Genomic DNA, 16,689 nt, shown 5'->3' on the forward strand with positions numbered 1-16,689 from the left:
TGGCAGAAGGTTTACGTTTTGCGATTCGTGAAGGTGGCCGTACTGTTGGTGCGGGTGTTGTTGCTAAAGTTATTAAATAATTTTATACACTAGCGACAATAAGAAGGGTGTCGTTTGATACCCTTTCTTATCTAGTCTGTTTAGCAAAATGTTTTTCTTTAAAGAGCATTTTGGAAAATAGATATTATTATAAATAACATAATCATAGGTTTTATATGCTAGTAAGTAACGAGAGTCAAGATACAAACACGAATCTAGACAAATTCAAATGGGGTTTAGTTCTAGTACTGATTGCGTTTATTGTCTGGGGGAATTTCTATTTTGCTGGACCTAATGATATATATCAACCAAATACTATTGTACGAATTATTGCGGTTGTTGTAATTTCGTTGTTAACTTTATTTATTGCCTTTACAACAAATAAAGGTAAGGCATTTTATGTGTTTTTACAAGAATCTAGAAAAGAGCTAAGAAAGGTAGTTTGGCCAACACGTAAAGAGACCGTACAAACAACTTTACTCATTGCTGCAATTACTGTGATTGTCGGCTTAGCACTTTGGGGAATGGATTCTTTATTCCGTTCAATAGTCTTTTATTTAACATCAATAGGACGTTAATATGAGCGAAGCACAACAAAAACGTTGGTATGTCATTCAAGCTTACTCAGGTTATGAAGCGCGTGTTGCACAATCATTACGTGAATATATCAAATTACATAATATGGAAGACGCATTTGGCGAAGTATTAGTTCCTACAGAAGAAGTCGTTGAGATGAAAAGTGGTCAACGCCGTAAGAGTGAACGTAAATTCTTCCCAGGTTACGTACTAGTTGAAATGATAATGAACGATGCGACTTGGCATTTGGTCAAAAGTGTACCAAGAACTATGGGCTTTATTGGTGGTACATCGGATAGACCAGCACCGATCAGTCAACGTGAAGTTGATGCAATTATGAATCGCTTACAACAAGTCGGTGACAAACCTCGCCCTAAAACGTTGTTTGAACCGGGTGAGCTTGTGCGTGTTAATGAAGGGCCATTTGCTGACTTTAATGGTGTGGTTGAAGAAGTTGATTACGAAAAAAGTCGCCTAAAAGTTTCAGTTTCTATTTTTGGTCGTTCAACACCTGTTGAGCTTGATTTTAGCCAAGTAGAAAAAAGCTAATTTATTTGAATATTTTTAATTCAATGACAACAAAAATCACAGAAATTATTCTGTGATTTTTTTTATGCAAAAAATCTGCCTTAAAAATAACAATTACTACTTTTTATTCGCTATTTAAATGTAATGACGTAGATAGCCCTGTTTGGATCCACGTCAACGTTTTATCCTTTCGATAAAATGATAGGATAAACATAAAGGTGAATTTGTTCATCACCGACAGATATGATTTGTACTGCATTTAGTTTTTTGTCTATTTTTACTTCATTAGTATATTTCTACTAGCTACTCTTCTCATTAAGTATCTTCACTTAAAAATATTTTTATAGCTCATAATGGTGTAATTAACTTTATGTTTTAAATCAAATTTTTCATTTTTATGCTATTTATACATTATTTTGTATGGTATTGACTATAACCATCTTATGGTTTGTTATCCTCGTATAGGCTATGCAATAATATTTTTTGGTTTGAAATGATGATGATGCATAAGTTTGCTGGCTTTTAGGGAATGGAAGGTGATTGCTTTGTCATTAAAACAATAATAACAATTACCATATTAGTATGTGCCGTATACCCAACTCCGGCTATATTTTGACGATGTTCATGGACAGAAAAATTTATACCGTTTCAATTTATTAATATTTTATCAACGATCTATTTATTCGAGTTATTTTTAACGCAATTTTATTAGGTATTGCTGTTGGAGTTAATACGACATTTAGGGGTAATTTATGCACCGCATAGTGCTAGAATATGCTAAGCATATAATGGTTATAGGTCGAACTTTTTATTATCAATTATTACCCTGATTGTTGTTGTTAGACTTGTGTTATGCCGATAATGGGATGTTACGGAATTTGCTACCAACTATTTAGGTTTATCAAAAACTAATTTTATGGGTGTGCTAATATTTTCTTAGCACATTATCACTATGATTATATTTCAATTTTAGATTAAAAGCTGAAATGCCAAGATCAAATCAAACTTAAATCAACACAGTGTATTGTTGGTATTAGACTAGAAACTATTGAGTTGATGACCAAAAAAGCTGAAGATTGCCAAAAATATCATGCCGAAAATATAGTGTGCAGGGTGTCTTTGTATGAGATTTCAGTTAACTGGCATGATTAAATCTTACTTTTAAAAGTTAATTCCATTTAATTTAAAGCCAAAAGACGGCGATGAATTTTATCTAAAAATTCATCGAAAAGGAATGTTGGTATTAGATGAGTAAATTGCCTAGACAAATTCAATAAATTATTTTTAGCAATACAATTTGATTTGTTTAACTCTTTTTATTTTTTACTAAGGATAAAGTATAAGACTACCTTTCATAAGGCGATCTTATTTTATCTTTTACATCATTTGCTTTTGTATTGGTTGCTTTAGTCAACAGCAACCAAACAAGGATATATTTGTGTGCGAGGTTGCTTTTATTACAATATTCAAAATTAGCCATTTACAATAAAATACGTTTCAATATTGCTCTTTTAGTAAAGATTATTATGGCTATATGTTAATTAGCAAAAATAAAAGTCAAAAAACAATATTAAACCTCACAGTTAAAATCTTCTAGTTGCTGCTGTAAATCTAACCATTTCATCTCTGATTCTTCTTGATCACCTTTAAGTTGGCTCTGTTTAAGTAATAATTCGGTTAATTGTGATTTATTTTCTGTTTCGTAAATAGTTGGATCAGCTAATTGTTCTTCAATCGCTTTTAATTGTTTTGTCAGGTGTTCAAGAACTTGCTCTTCTTTTTGCAACAATTTTTTTATTGGCTGCATTTGTGATCTTAATTCCGCTTCACGACGTTTTTGTTCTTTGCGCTCTTGCGAAGAAATATTTTGAACACTATCTTTTTTAGCCGTATCTTGATCGGGTTCAGGCTGATTTTCAGCTTTCTGTTCTTCAGCAAGCCATTTTTGGTAGTCATCAAGATCGCCATTAAATGGTTCGACTTTATGATTGTGGACTAAATAAAACTCATCAGTTGTTGAACGTAATAGATGACGATCATGTGATACAACAACTAAAGCTCCTTCAAAATCAATAAGGGCCTCGGTTAATGCCTGACGCATATCTAAATCTAAATGGTTAGTGGGTTCATCAAGTAACAATAAATTGGGTTTTTGCCAAACAATTAATGCTAACACTAATCGCGCTTTTTCACCGCCTGAAAATGTTTTTACAGGTTCATTGACTTTATCACCATGAAAATCAAAACCACCTAAATAGTTACGCAGTTCTTGTTCTGTTATTTTAGGATCAGCAAGTTTGGTTAGATGCCAAAGTGGTGATTCTTCACCACGCAAATACTCTAACTGATGCTGAGCAAAATAGCCTAATTGAACACCTTTGGCTAAATTAATATGGCCTTCTTTAGGTTGTAGTTCGCCCGCTAATAATTTAATTAAGGTCGACTTACCCGCTCCATTGCGTCCTAATAAACCAATTCTTGAGCCTGGCACAAGATTCAATTTAATTTTTTCAAGGACAATTTTATCTCCATAGCCGGCAACCACTTTATCCATCATCAATAATGGACTTGGTAAAAATTCAGAAGGTTTAAAATTAAAATGGAAAGGATTATCCACATGAGCCGGTGCTATCAGTTCCATTTTTTCTAGCATTTTAATTCGACTTTGCGCTTGTTTCGCTTTGGTTGCTTTAGCTCTAAAACGGTCGATATAACTTTGCAAATGAGCGACTTTCTGTTGTTGGCTTTCGTATAATGATTGTTGTTGTGCCAGTTTTGCTGAGCGCTGTGTTTCAAATGAGGAATAATTGCCTGTGTATTCAAATAATTTCTTTTGTTCGATGTGAATAATTTTATTCACTAGCGGATCTAAAAAATCGCGGTCATGTGAGATTAAAATTAGTGTACCTTGATAATTACTTAACCACTTTTCAAGCCAAATTACAGCATCTAAATCAAGGTGATTGGTCGGTTCGTCCAGTAGCAGTAAATCAGAACGACACATTAACGCTTGTGCCAAATTTAGTCGCATTCGCCAACCGCCCGAATAGGATTTAACCGGTAACAGAAGTTGTTCGTTAGAAAATCCTAAACCATGTAATAGTGTTGCAGCTCTTGCCTGTATTGACCAAGCATCAATGGTATCGAGTTTTTCATGAATAATTGCAATTTGTTCACCATTATTTTCTTGATTAGAAATGGCTAATTTCTGTTCTAATTGGCGATACTCTCGATCCCCATCAATAGCATACTCAATAGCAGGCACATCTAAAGCGGGTGTTTCTTGATTAACCCAAGCAAGTTGCCATTGTGCAGGAATGCTCAAGCTACCACCGTCTGCTTGAATTTCACCTTTGATTAGCGAAAATAAGGTGGATTTTCCACAACCATTTTTACCAACTAATCCCACTTTTTGTTTAGGATTAATAGTAGCGGAAGCATTATCTAATAGTAGATTAACACCTCGGCGAATTTGGATGGAATCAAAAATAATCATGATATAGTGATCTATTATTCAAAATAAAATGCGCTATCCTAGCAAAAATTGAAGTTCAAGTAAAATCAAAATAGGATGACCAAGATGGTAATGAGTCCTTATAATCTAACGCCTAAAATTGCACAACAAATTGTTGATATAACCATGAAAATCATTGATTGCAATATCAATGTGAGGGATAGGTAGGTAAGGCTTTCAGATAAATGAAAGCCCTTTATGATTGCTAAAGGGCTTAACGTTATTTAGTTCTATTATGATTGTTTGATTGCTGTTAACGATCGACGAATAAAGTACAAACAGATCGCCACAAATACCGCTAATCCCAAATATTGTGGTAATGTACCTAAGTCAGCCGATATAGCCAGTGGTGCATCACTACCGCCACTGGCAATACTGATAACAATCACTACCGCTAATAACACACCAACTAAACTTTCACCCACAATTAATCCCGAAGCAATTAACGCCGCTTTACGATCAACTTTTTTATATTGCGCTTGAGGATCTAAATTTTGTTTTTTTGCCTTAGCATAAGCACTACGCTTAATTAACCACGACAGTATGGTGCCCACGAAGATTGGCATAGTAATGGTCGGTGGTAAATAGATACCTAAGCCCACCGCTAGTGCAGGTAAACGGAAGCGACATTTTGATTTTGCTAAAATTAAATCAATGATGATAATCATTGTACCAACCGCCAAACCGATTATAATCATGGTCCAATCAAGTTGATGAGAGAATATTCCTTTGGCGATAGTTGTTATTAAGGTTGCTTGCGGCGCAGCTAACACTTGTGACTGATCCATATCTGCTCGTGGTAATGCCCCAGTAAAACCATATGCGTTATAGAGAATCTCAAGAATAGGCGCGATAACAATAGCACCAACCACACAACCAATGAGTAAAGCAACCTGTTGTTTCCAAGGGGTCGCTTTAACAAGATAGCCTGTTTTAAGATCTTGTAAATTATCATTAGAAATACAAGCAACGGCTAAAACTGAACTGGTAGTAAATAGTGCTAACGCAGTCGCAAAATTGGATCCTTCAACGGATGCTAACATACCATTGGCTTCACCTAAACCTAATAAGATAAGCGAAATTACAATAGCTGCGACAATGGCAATGCCTGATATTGGACTTGCGGACGAGCCAACTAGTCCAGCCATGTAACCACAAGCGGCAGCAACTAAAAAGCCCATAATAAAAGCAAATAGCACTGCACAAAATACTAATGCCCATGCAACGCCTGTTGATAACCCACTGCCAGAAATAAATGAATAAAAAGTCACGATTAAGATAATTAGTATCCCACCCATTATCAAAAAGATTGATTTAGGCGAGAGATCGCGATCTGTTTCGGCGATATCATTCGCTGAAACATCAGAACGTAAAGTGCTGAATGATATTTTTAAGCCTTCAATAACTGGTTTGATTAATGTTAATAATGTCCATATTGCAGCAATTGCAATTGTACCCGCACCAATGTAGCGAATGTCTTTTGCCCAAAGTCCCATAGCAATTTTAGATAAAGGCTCATTAGTATCATAATCGGTTATAAGACTTAAAATAGGAATACCAAATCCCCAACCAATAATTGTCCCAACTAACACAGCAATACCCGAAATAATACCAATCAAATAACCTGCGCTAAGTAAAGCTAACGAAAAACCCATTGGTAATTGAAAGATTGATTTACCACCGGTAAACCAATAAGAGATACTTTCAGATAGTAATCGAAAACCATTGGTACAAACGCTGACTACAGAAGCGATGACCCCACCGACTAAAATATCTTTCAGCCCTTCATTGGTATCGTTATCCCCTGATTTTGAGCCAGCTTTTAAAATTTCCGCAGCGGCGATTCCTTCGGGATAAGGTAGTGTGCTTTTTACTACCATAACATGACGCAATGGGATTGAAAATAATACGCCCAACATCCCTCCTGCAGCACATATGGCAAAGGTTTGTAAAAACGGAAAACCTTGCCAGTAACCAATCATTAATAATCCCGGTAATACAAAGATAATTGAAGACAGGGTACCCGCTGCTGATGCTTGGGTTTGCACCATATTATTTTCTAAAATGGTTGAGCCAGAAAAAAGCCTCAATATTGCCATAGAAATAACGGCTGCTGGAATAGCAGAAGAAAATGTTAATCCAACTTTTAAACCTAAATAGACATTAGATGCAGTAAAAATAATCGTTATAAAGGCACCTAGAATAGTGCCTCTTAATGTAAGTTCACGTAAGTTATTCATTTTTATTAATGTAATTGATTTATCATACCGACATTATATACTGAAATTTACTTTATTTGTTGTTTATCTGTTTTTGTTTGTCTTATTTGGATTTTTTTTTGCTTGTTAAATTTTTTTTAGTGTAATTGTGCTTGAATTTATTATGAATATTTTGAGTAGTAATAGGTTAGTAATATTAAAATAATAACTGTTTTATTGTGAATATATTACAATATGCGCTTAGATCAATTTAATTGAGATATCTACCGTGAATGGATTAAAGCGTCTACAAGCTATTACAAAGCAACTTCGTGATCCGATTAATGGTTGTGAATGGGATCGCGTACAGACTTTTACCTCATTAAAGCCTTATACTTTAGAAGAAACTTACGAAGTTTTAGAGGCTATCGATCAACAAGATATGCAAGAACTGAAAAATGAATTAGGCGATCTGTTATTTCAAATTGTTTTTTATGCTGATTTGGCTGACGAACAAAAGGCGTTTAATTTTGATGATATTTGCAATGCGGTTGCTGATAAATTAGTCCGTCGTCATCCACATATCTTTTCAGATAATCCTGCTGCAAAACCCAATTGGGAGCAGCTCAAACAACAAGAGCGTAATGAGCGAGCACAGTTCTCGATACTCGATGATATTCCTAATTCTCTTCCTGCTTTGATGAGAGCTGAGAAAATCCAAAAACGCTGTGCATCTGTTGGTTTTGATTGGTTAGCGTTGCAGCCTGTCTTAGATAAAGTAAAAGAAGAGCTAATTGAAGTCGAGCAAGAGCTAAATAAATCAACACTTGAACAAGGAAAAATTGAAGAAGAATTAGGCGATTTGATTTTTGCAACGGTTAATTTAGCACGTCATTTGAAAGTTAAATCGGAACTTTGCGCGCAAAAAGCAAATAACAAGTTTGTTCGTCGATTTAAACAAGTGGAATCACTATTAAAACAAAAAAATCTGGCTTTAGTTGATGCAACACTTGAACAAATGGAAGACGCGTGGCAAAGTGTTAAGCAATTAGAAAAATCAAATAGCGAAGTAAATAAAAATGACTGAACAAAAAAACGAACTGTATCAAGAAATAGAAGCATGGGCACAAAATGCGATATTACATAGTCCAACATGGAGCATTAATCAGCTTGATTACTCTGAAAAGAGCATCACTGTTGTAGAAATGATTATCAGTGAAATTGCCGAAAAAAACTTTAGTATTCCTGAAGAACAATTAAATATGATTGCTCAAGAGTATGGATGCTACCTATTACTCACCGCACATAAAATATATGGTGGCGAGTTTTATTATAATGAAGAGTTTGAACAACCTATGCTGATTTGCTGTGAACCCGATGCAATGATTGTGCTAATGACCTGGAATAAAGTGAAAGGGCGTTTATTGGGTGATAAAACTGATCATATTGCTTATTTTCTTGATGAGTTTGGTAAAGCGACTTTCCAACCTGAAAAAGGCACGCATGTGGTTTATTTATAACTTCATAAAGTGTATTGTTTAAGATTCTTAATGAAAAGGTTAAGTAAGATTAGCGCCTAAAGCTAAACTTAATCTTTATTCCAAGGATGGCTGAAAATGAATTACACACTTTATATCGGCAATAAAAACTACTCTACGTGGTCTATGCGGCCTTGGGTGGTGATGAAATACTTTGATATTCCCTTTGCTGAAAAATTGGTTAAATTTGATAGTTTTGATGAAGATTCTATATTTAAAACTACGATATCATCCATTTCAAAATTTGGAACTGTTCCGATACTTGTTGATAACGATCTTGTCATTACTGATTCTTTAGCGATTTGTGAATACTTAGCTGAACAGCATCGCAATTTAGCACTATGGCCAACGGATATAAAACGTAGGGCAATGGCTCGTAGCTTAGTTGCAAAAATGCATTCGGGATTTCAAGCGATTCGAAATTATTTACCCATGAATATCGAGGCTGAATTGCCAGAAGTTGGGCAGATAATTTTACGTGATCACCCCGAAGTTAAAAAAGAGCTCTTGTTCTTAGATGATTTATTAACGTCTTTTTTATCTTCTAACAAATCAAATGATCGCTATTTATTTGGTGATTTTAGTATAGCTGATGGATTTTATGCACCTTTATGCTTAAGATTAAAAAATTATCATATTCAGACAAGCTCAACTTTAGCTAATTACATTGAAACGATTTGTTATACTAAAGGTATTCAAGATTGGATAAATGCAGCGTTAAAAGAACACAGTTTTGTCACGATGGATGAACCTTATCGATTACACCGATAATTAAAGATTTTGCTAAAAAATAACCCCACTTAACATTGCGTAAGTGGGGGTAATCTTTGGATTTAATCTAAAAACGCAATCACACTTCTAAATAATCTAAAATTCCTTCTGCTGCTTTGCGTCCTTCGCTAATGGCAGTGACGACTAAGTCAGAGCCTCGTACTGCATCGCCGCCAGCAAAGATTTTGGCATTGGTTGTTTGATAACCTTTCATTTCTGGAGCGATAATCCGTCCTTTATCATCAAAATCAACACCATGTTCGGCTAGCCATGGCATAGCATGGGGTTTAAAGCCAAATGCCATAATTACAGCATCAGCAGGAAGAACAAATTCTGAACCTTCAATAATAACCGGTGAGCGGCGGCCTTTAGCATCTGGTTCACCTAATTCAGTCCTGACCATTTTCACGCCGGTAACGTGTCCGGTATTGCTAATTTCTATACTTAATGGTTGTACATTAAATTGAAATTGTACCCCTTCCTCTTTGGCGTTTTTGACTTCGCGTTTAGAACCCGGCATATTGGCTTCATCCCGACGATAGGCACAAGTCACGTTAGTTGCACCTTGGCGGATTGAAGTGCGGACACAGTCCATCGCTGTATCTCCCCCACCTAATACAACTACACGCTTATTTTTCATGTCGATGTATGGGGTATCTTTGGTTTGTTCATGATGCATTATGTGCTTAGTATTGGCGATCAAAAATGGTAACGCATCATAAACGCCGTTAGCATCTTCATTTTCAAGTCCTGCGCGCATTGATTGATAGGTGCCTGTTCCAATAAAAACAGCATCAAACTCATTAAGTAACTCAGATAATTGAACTGTTTTTCCTACTTCGGTATTTAGACGAAACTCAACTCCCATCTCGGTAAAAATTTTACGACGGTTAATTAATACTTCCTTATCCAATTTAAATGCAGGAATACCAAAGGTTAATAGCCCACCAATTTCAGGATGACGATCAAAAACTACCGGTGTTACACCATTACGTACTAAAACATCAGCGCAAGCAAGTCCTGCAGGACCCGCACCAATAATGGCGACTTTTAATCCGGTTTTTTCAACATTAGTTAAGTTAGGTTTCCAGCCCATTTTAAAGGCTTCATCGGTAATATAGCGTTCAATATTACCGATAGTAACAGCGCCAAACTCTGCGTTTAAGGTGCATGATCCTTCACAAAGTCGATCTTGAGGGCAAACACGGCCACAAACTTCCGGTAAACTATTAGTTTGATGAGAGAGTTCAACTGCCTCTAAAATTTTACCTTCGTTAACTAATTTTAGCCAATTCGGAATATAGTTATGCACAGGGCAACGCCATTCACAATATGGGTTACCACAAGCCAAACAGCGATCGGCTTGGGCTTGAGATTGCGCAGGGGAAAATCCTTCGTAAATTTCAACAAATTCTATTTTACGAATATTCAACGGTTTTTTTGGCGGATCGACACGTTGTAAATCGATAAACTGATAAACATTTTGACTCATTTTCGTGCTCTCCTTACTGTGCTTGAACGCGTAGTTCTGCTGATGAACGACTACGATGACCAAGCAGCGCTTTTACATCGCTCGATTTAGGTTTAACTAAAACAAATTGTTTAGCAAAATCTTGCCAATTAGCTAAAATTTCTTCAGCGCGTGATGAGTGAGTAAGTTGAGCATGCTCCATGATTAAGCCTCGTAAGTGCTCTTCATGTATTGAATAATCAGCAACATTTAGCATTTCGACTAACTCTTTATTGATACGTTTATGAAAATCACCGTCAGCATCTAAAATATAGGCAAATCCACCAGTCATACCAGCACCAAAGTTAACCCCAGTTTTACCAAGTACGCAAACAATCCCGCCTGTCATATATTCACAGCCATTATCACCGATGCCTTCAACAACACTGATAGCACCAGAATTACGTACGGCAAAACGTTCACCGGCACGACCTGCGGCAAATAATTTACCGCCAGTTGCACCATATAAACAGGTATTACCGGCAATGGTTGCTTCATGGCTTAAAAATGCCGAACCTTGTGGGGGGCGAATGACTATACGTCCGCCCGCCATGCCTTTACCAACATAGTCATTAGCATCACCTGTAAGGGTTAAATCCACACCACCGGCATTCCATACTCCAAAGCTTTGACCGGCTGTACCATTAAAGTTAAGGTTGATAGGATCGGTCACTAAACCTTGATCGCCATATTTTTTAGCAATATAGCCGGATAAACTTGCCCCAACTGAACGATCGGTATTTTGAATTTCAAAATAGAAACTTTTGCTTTGACGATTATCCACTGCTTCTTGTGCTTGGGTTATGATCGCTTTATTAAGTAGTCCTTTGTCAAAAGGTTTATTATCCTCAATACAATATACCGGTTTACCTTCAAGCGGTGTCGCTGTTTTGAGTAATCCTGATAAATCAAGTTTTTGTTGTTTAGCTGTTATGCCATCGAGTTCTAACAGCAAATCAGTACGACCAATTAAGTCGATGATGCGACTAACACCTAGTTCAGCCATAACTTCACGCGTATCACGAGCAATAAAGCGGAAATAATTCATCGCTTTTTCAGGTAATCCATGATAGTGCTCACTTCGTAATTTCTCATCTTGAGTCGCAACGCCGGTTGCACAATTATTAAGATGGCAAATACGTAAATATTTACAGCCTAAGGCAACCATTGGCCCCGTTCCAAAGCCAAAACTTTCCGCCCCTAAAATAGCGGCTTTTACAATATCAACACCCGTTTTAAGGCCGCCGTCAACTTGTAGGCGTATTTTGTGACGTAAACCATTAGCAACAAGCGATTGTTGTGTTTCAACCAGACCTAATTCCCATGGCGAGCCGGCATATTTCACAGATGTTAATGGGCTGGCTCCGGTACCACCATCGTAACCCGAAATCGTGATTAAATCGGCATAAGCTTTAGCAACCCCTGTTGCAATTGTTCCAACACCCGGTTCCGAAACTAATTTAACTGAAATCATCGCTGTTGGATTGATCTGTTTCAGGTCAAAAATAAGTTGTGCCAAATCTTCAATTGAATAAATATCGTGGTGAGGAGGTGGTGAAATTAATGTTACCCCAGGGACTGAAAAACGTAATTTTGCAATATAAGGTGTGACTTTATCACCCGGCAATTGCCCTCCTTCACCCGGTTTTGCGCCTTGCGCCACTTTAATTTGAATCACATCCGCACTCATTAAATAACCTGGTGTAACGCCAAAGCGACCAGAAGCCACTTGTTTGATGCGTGACACTTTTATACTGTTATAACGAGCAGGATCTTCGCCGCCTTCTCCGGAGTTTGAAAAACCACCTAACGTATTCATTGCGGTTGCAAGAGATTCATGCGCTTCAGGACTTAACGCGCCAATTGACATCGCAGCGGAATCAAAACGTTTAAATAAAGCCTCTTCAGGTTCGACTTCATTAAGTGCAATAGCCCCACTTTCTGGTGGGTTAAGTTTTAATAAATCACGTAATGTAGCAACAGGTCGATTATTGACGATATCGGCATAACGCTTATACTCTTCATAACTACCATTATTTACAGCTTTTTGTAATGATTGCACCACATCTGGATTATAAGCGTGGTATTCGCCACCATGTACAAATTTGAGTAATCCACCTTGTTCTAATGGTTTACGACGTAACCACGCTTTTTTGGATAGGTTGAATTGGTCTTGAGCAAAATCATCAAAATTAGCACCACTAATTCGGCTTGTGACACCTTGGAAACAGAGTTCTACCACATCCTTATGTAAGCCAACTGCTTCAAACAGTTTAGAACAACGGTAAGAGGCGACTGTCGAAATGCCCATCTTGGACATGATTTTATATAAACCTTTATTAATCCCGTTACGATAATTAAGTATGGCTTCACGGTAGGTTTTATTAATCGTACCTTTATCAACCATTTGCGCTAAAGTTTCATACGCTAAATATGGATAGATTGCAGTTGCGCCAAAGCCTAGTAAGACAGCAAACTGATGTGGATCTCGACAGCTTGCAGTTTCAACAATAATATTGGCATCGCAACGTAAATTTTTCTCAACTAAACGTTGTTGCACGGCACCAACAGCCATTGGCGCAGGAATGGGTAGGCGATCGGCTGCAATATTTTTATCTGATAGAATCAGCAATACTGTGCCATTTTTTACTTTGGCTTCAGCATCACCACAAAGCTGTTCAATTGCATCACGTAAGCTACCATCAATTTCATAAGTAATATCAAGCGTTTCTGATTTATAGTATTTTGACTCTAACGTCGTTAACTGCTGAAAATCTGAATACACTAAAACTGGATATTTAAATGCCACACGATGCGCTTGTCCTTCCGCTTCGGCAAACACATTCATTTCACGACCAATACTGGTAGAAAGTGACATAACGTGCGCTTCACGCAATGGATCGATAGGTGGATTGGTTACTTGCGCAAATTTTTGTCGGAAGTAATCATAAATTAAGCGAGGACGGCTTGATAATACCGCAAATGGCGTATCATCGCCCATAGAGCCTGTTGCTTCTTGACCATTTTCACCTAAAACGCGAATGCATTGATCAAGTTCTTCATTGCTATAACCAAATTGTTTTTGGTAAGTCGCCAGTAACGTATCATCATAATCACGAGAGCCGATATCATCATCAGGAAGATCTTCAACTGGAACCAGACGTTTTACATTCTTAGCCATCCACTCTTTGTATGGGTGACGTTTTTGTAAATCGTTATCGGTTTCGGACGATTGTAAAATGCGACCTTCTTCGGTATCAATCACCAGTAATTCGCCCGGACCAACGCGCCCTTTAGTTACCACTTCATCTGGTTGGTAATCCCAAATACCGATTTCCGATGCGCAGGTAATGAGTTTGTCTGTGGTAATAACATAACGAGCAGGGCGTAGACCGTTACGATCTAAGTTACAAGCAGCATAACGACCATCCGACATAACAATGCCTGCTGGACCATCCCATGGTTCCATATGCATAGAGTTAAAATCAAAAAAGGCACGCAGATCTTCATTCATATCTGGATTGTTTTGCCATGCTGGCGGAACAAGTAAACGCATTGCACGCACTATATCCATCCCACCAACAAGGAATAATTCAAGCATATTATCAAGTGAACTTGAATCTGAACCCGTTACATTCACAAATGGCGCGGCATTTTGTAAGTCAGGTATAAGCGGGGTTTTAAATTTATAAGATCGCGCTTTGGCCCATTGGCGATTGCCCTCAATAGTATTAATTTCACCATTGTGGGCTAAATGTCTAAATGGCTGGGCAAGTGGCCAACGTGGTACAGTATTGGTTGAAAAACGTTGATGGAATAAACAGATTGCTGTTTCCATACGAATATCTGCCAAATCTAAATAGAATCGAGGTAAATCTTTGGGCATGCAAAGACCTTTATAGATATTGACCTGATTTGAAAAACTACAGACATAAAACGTATCATCTTGCACACGTTTTTCTATGCGACGCCTAACCATATATAAACGACGCTCTAAATCAATTTTTGTCCAACCCGCAGGCGCATTAACAAAGACTTGTTCAATTCTTGGTAGTGATGACAGGGCAATTTCACCCAACACACTTTTATCAATTGGCACTTCGCGCCAACCTAAAATTGATAAAGTTTCATCCGCTAACTCTTCTTCAACAATTTCACGACTAGCTTGAGCTTCGGCTTCATCTTGGCTTAAAAATAGCATGCCTACAGCATAATTTGTTGCTAAACGCCATCTGGCATCTTCAGCTACTAGCCTAAAAAATCGATCGGGTTTTTGCATTAAAAGCCCACAGCCATCGCCCGTTTTACCATCAGATAAAATGGCACCACGGTGCTGCATTCTTGCCAATCCGTGAATTGCTGTACGCACCACCTTGTGACTTGGTTGCCCTTCAATATGGGCTATCAAACCAAATCCGCAGTTATCTTTTTCATGATGCTGGTTATATAACATATCATTGCCTCTAAATCATCGCTTTTATATTTTGTGAAGGTATAGGCATTAATCCCATAATGGCTAAGAAATTAAAGAAAAAAGGTATTTTGGTCAAATAAATATTACTTATAAGTCAATCTTTTAATAAGGTCTATCAGAGTTATTAATGAAGCTAATAATTGATTTGTAGCTTGTTGATTATTAAGGTAATGATTAAGTATATGGCTTTTATTCTCAAAAAAAATTATATAATTAATATCAATGATAATTGTTATTTTTGTAAATAAGTTTAACTAAATTTAGATGTTTAAGTATGAAATTATGCTAATATTTAATAGCTAGGATGGATAAATTAATATTGTTATAATCTATTATCTTTATTTTCAATAATTCAACTATGCAAACCAAAATAACAATTGTCGGTGCTGGTGCTGCTGGGCTTTTTTGTGCGGGATTACTTGGTCAAAAAGGCTTTGATGTAACAGTCATTGATAATGGTAAAAAATTAGGACGTAAAATATTAATGTCTGGTGGCGGTAAATGTAATTTTACTAATCTCGATGTTGAGGCAAAACATTATATTTCGCAAAACCGCCACTTTTGTAAATCTGCATTAAAACGATTTTCCCAATGGGATTTTATCCAACTCGTTAATCAATATCATATTGCCTATCATGAAAAAGATCATGGTCAGTTATTTTGTGATAATTCAGCTCAAGATATTGTTGATATGCTTATTCAAGAGTGCCAGAAAGGGCAAGTTAAGTTTATGTTAAAAACACAACTTGAAGATGTGGAGGCTGAACAGCAAGGATTTAAGTTATCTACTTCTCAAGGCTTTGTTGATACTGATAAACTAATTATTGCAACCGGTGGACAGTCGATGCCAGCACTAGGTATGACCGCTATTGGATATAAAATTGCCGAAAAATTTTCGATTCCTGTTGTGCCAGTCAAAGCGGGGCTTGTGCCATTTACGTTACATAAGCCTTTGTTAGACGTGTTATCCTCGTTATCAGGAATTGCTGTTTTAGTTGAAGTATCTAATGAACGAATCAGTTTTAAAGAGAATCTACTCTTTACTCATCGTGGATTGTCAGGACCGGCGATTCTACAAATTTCGAGTTATTGGCAAGTAGGAGAAGAAATCGTTATTAATCTTTTACCTGATTTAGAGTTTGAATCGGCATTTAAGCCTTTACTGGAAAATAATCGTAATCAAAGTCTAAAAAACTGTTTAGCACAAATTCTACCTAAAAGATTGGTTGAGGTATTAATACAACTTAATTTCATTTCTGACACTATTGTTAAGCAGCTTAATCCAAAACAACAGTCTGAATTGTATAAAAAGTTAACCCAGTGGCGCATTATTCCAAATGGTACTGAAGGGTATCGAACAGCCGAAGTGACCTTAGGCGGCGTGAGTACTGATGCACTTTCATCTAAAACAATGGCAGCCAATACCCAACCAAACCTGTATTTTATCGGCGAAGTTGTCGATGTTGCTGGTTGGCTAGGTGGATATAATTTTCAGTGGGCTTGGAGTAGCGCATTTGCTTGCGCACAAAGCTTTAATTGAT

10 protein-coding genes and 1 pseudogene are annotated in these 16,689 nt (G+C 37.0%); 7 read left to right on the top strand and 4 right to left on the bottom strand.

The features are described from left to right. The 3 genes and pseudogenes from J3U56_RS00005 to nusG all read left to right on the top strand — a co-directional run. Positions 1–80 (top strand): annotated as a pseudogene (locus J3U56_RS00005) (elongation factor Tu); the annotation flags it as partial. A gap of 135 nt (positions 81–215) precedes the next feature. Beyond that, the gene (gene secE, locus J3U56_RS00010; RefSeq protein ID WP_065633262.1) at positions 216–617 is read left to right on the top strand and encodes a preprotein translocase subunit SecE; all 402 of its coding nucleotides are present in this window, start codon (positions 216–218) and stop codon (positions 615–617) included. Position 618: 1 nt separating this feature from the next. After that, entirely contained in the window at positions 619–1,164 is a 546-nt protein-coding gene (gene nusG, locus J3U56_RS00015; RefSeq protein WP_065633261.1) for a transcription termination/antitermination protein NusG, read from the top strand. Positions 1,165–2,713: 1,549 nt separating this feature from the next. Here nusG and J3U56_RS00020 read toward each other — a convergent pair. After that, entirely contained in the window at positions 2,714–4,639 is a 1,926-nt protein-coding gene (locus tag J3U56_RS00020; RefSeq protein WP_267366252.1) for an ABC transporter ATP-binding protein, read from the bottom strand. A 251-nt stretch (positions 4,640–4,890) separates the two neighbouring features. After that, the gene (locus tag J3U56_RS00025) at positions 4,891–6,897 is read right to left on the bottom strand and encodes an OPT family oligopeptide transporter (protein WP_267333826.1); all 2,007 of its coding nucleotides are present in this window, start codon (positions 6,895–6,897) and stop codon (positions 4,891–4,893) included. Between the two features lie 238 nt (positions 6,898–7,135). On the opposite strand from J3U56_RS00025, the gene mazG reads away from it, so the two are divergent. From mazG to J3U56_RS00040, 3 genes are all read left to right on the top strand, one after another. After that, positions 7,136–7,942, top strand: coding sequence for a nucleoside triphosphate pyrophosphohydrolase (gene mazG, locus J3U56_RS00030; RefSeq protein ID WP_416380244.1), 807 nt, complete (start codon positions 7,136–7,138; stop codon positions 7,940–7,942). Continuing rightward, positions 7,935–8,375, top strand: coding sequence for a hypothetical protein (locus J3U56_RS00035; RefSeq protein ID WP_065633257.1), 441 nt, complete (start codon positions 7,935–7,937; stop codon positions 8,373–8,375). The genes mazG and J3U56_RS00035 overlap by 8 nt, the downstream gene beginning before the upstream one ends. Before the next feature lie 96 nt (positions 8,376–8,471). Then, the gene (locus J3U56_RS00040) at positions 8,472–9,164 is read left to right on the top strand and encodes a glutathione S-transferase family protein (protein WP_267344649.1); all 693 of its coding nucleotides are present in this window, start codon (positions 8,472–8,474) and stop codon (positions 9,162–9,164) included. Positions 9,165–9,243: 79 nt separating this feature from the next. Here J3U56_RS00040 and J3U56_RS00045 read toward each other — a convergent pair whose 3' ends face one another. Beyond that, a complete protein-coding gene (locus J3U56_RS00045; RefSeq protein ID WP_267333823.1) occupies positions 9,244–10,656 on the bottom strand; it encodes an FAD-dependent oxidoreductase in 1,413 nt (470 codons plus the stop codon). 13 nt (positions 10,657–10,669) lie between these two features. Further along, positions 10,670–15,127, bottom strand: coding sequence for a glutamate synthase large subunit (gene gltB, locus J3U56_RS00050; RefSeq protein WP_267366256.1), 4,458 nt, complete (start codon positions 15,125–15,127; stop codon positions 10,670–10,672). Between the two features lie 379 nt (positions 15,128–15,506). Here gltB and J3U56_RS00055 point away from each other — a divergent pair, with 379 nt between their 5' ends. Beyond that, the gene (locus J3U56_RS00055) at positions 15,507–16,688 is read left to right on the top strand and encodes an NAD(P)/FAD-dependent oxidoreductase (protein WP_267366258.1); all 1,182 of its coding nucleotides are present in this window, start codon (positions 15,507–15,509) and stop codon (positions 16,686–16,688) included. Position 16,689 lies beyond the last annotated feature (1 nt).

The organism is Gilliamella sp. B2824 (assembly GCF_026536245.1).
In the GTDB taxonomy this organism is placed as follows: Bacteria; Pseudomonadota; Gammaproteobacteria; order Enterobacterales; family Orbaceae; genus Gilliamella.

What these genes read in the sequence shown, in the direction of transcription:
- secE (WP_065633262.1), top strand. Translation starts at nt 216, where the DNA reads ATGCTAGTAAGTAACGAGAGTCAAGATACAAACACGAATCTAGACAAA.
- nusG (WP_065633261.1), top strand. Translation starts at nt 619, where the DNA reads ATGAGCGAAGCACAACAAAAACGTTGGTATGTCATTCAAGCTTACTCA.
- J3U56_RS00020 (WP_267366252.1), bottom strand. Translation starts at nt 4,639, where the DNA reads ATGATTATTTTTGATTCCATCCAAATTCGCCGAGGTGTTAATCTACTA.
- J3U56_RS00025 (WP_267333826.1), bottom strand. Translation starts at nt 6,897, where the DNA reads ATGAATAACTTACGTGAACTTACATTAAGAGGCACTATTCTAGGTGCC.
- J3U56_RS00035 (WP_065633257.1), top strand. Translation starts at nt 7,935, where the DNA reads ATGACTGAACAAAAAAACGAACTGTATCAAGAAATAGAAGCATGGGCA.
- J3U56_RS00040 (WP_267344649.1), top strand. Translation starts at nt 8,472, where the DNA reads ATGAATTACACACTTTATATCGGCAATAAAAACTACTCTACGTGGTCT.
- J3U56_RS00045 (WP_267333823.1), bottom strand. Translation starts at nt 10,656, where the DNA reads ATGAGTCAAAATGTTTATCAGTTTATCGATTTACAACGTGTCGATCCG.
- gltB (WP_267366256.1), bottom strand. Translation starts at nt 15,127, where the DNA reads ATGTTATATAACCAGCATCATGAAAAAGATAACTGCGGATTTGGTTTG.
- J3U56_RS00055 (WP_267366258.1), top strand. Translation starts at nt 15,507, where the DNA reads ATGCAAACCAAAATAACAATTGTCGGTGCTGGTGCTGCTGGGCTTTTT.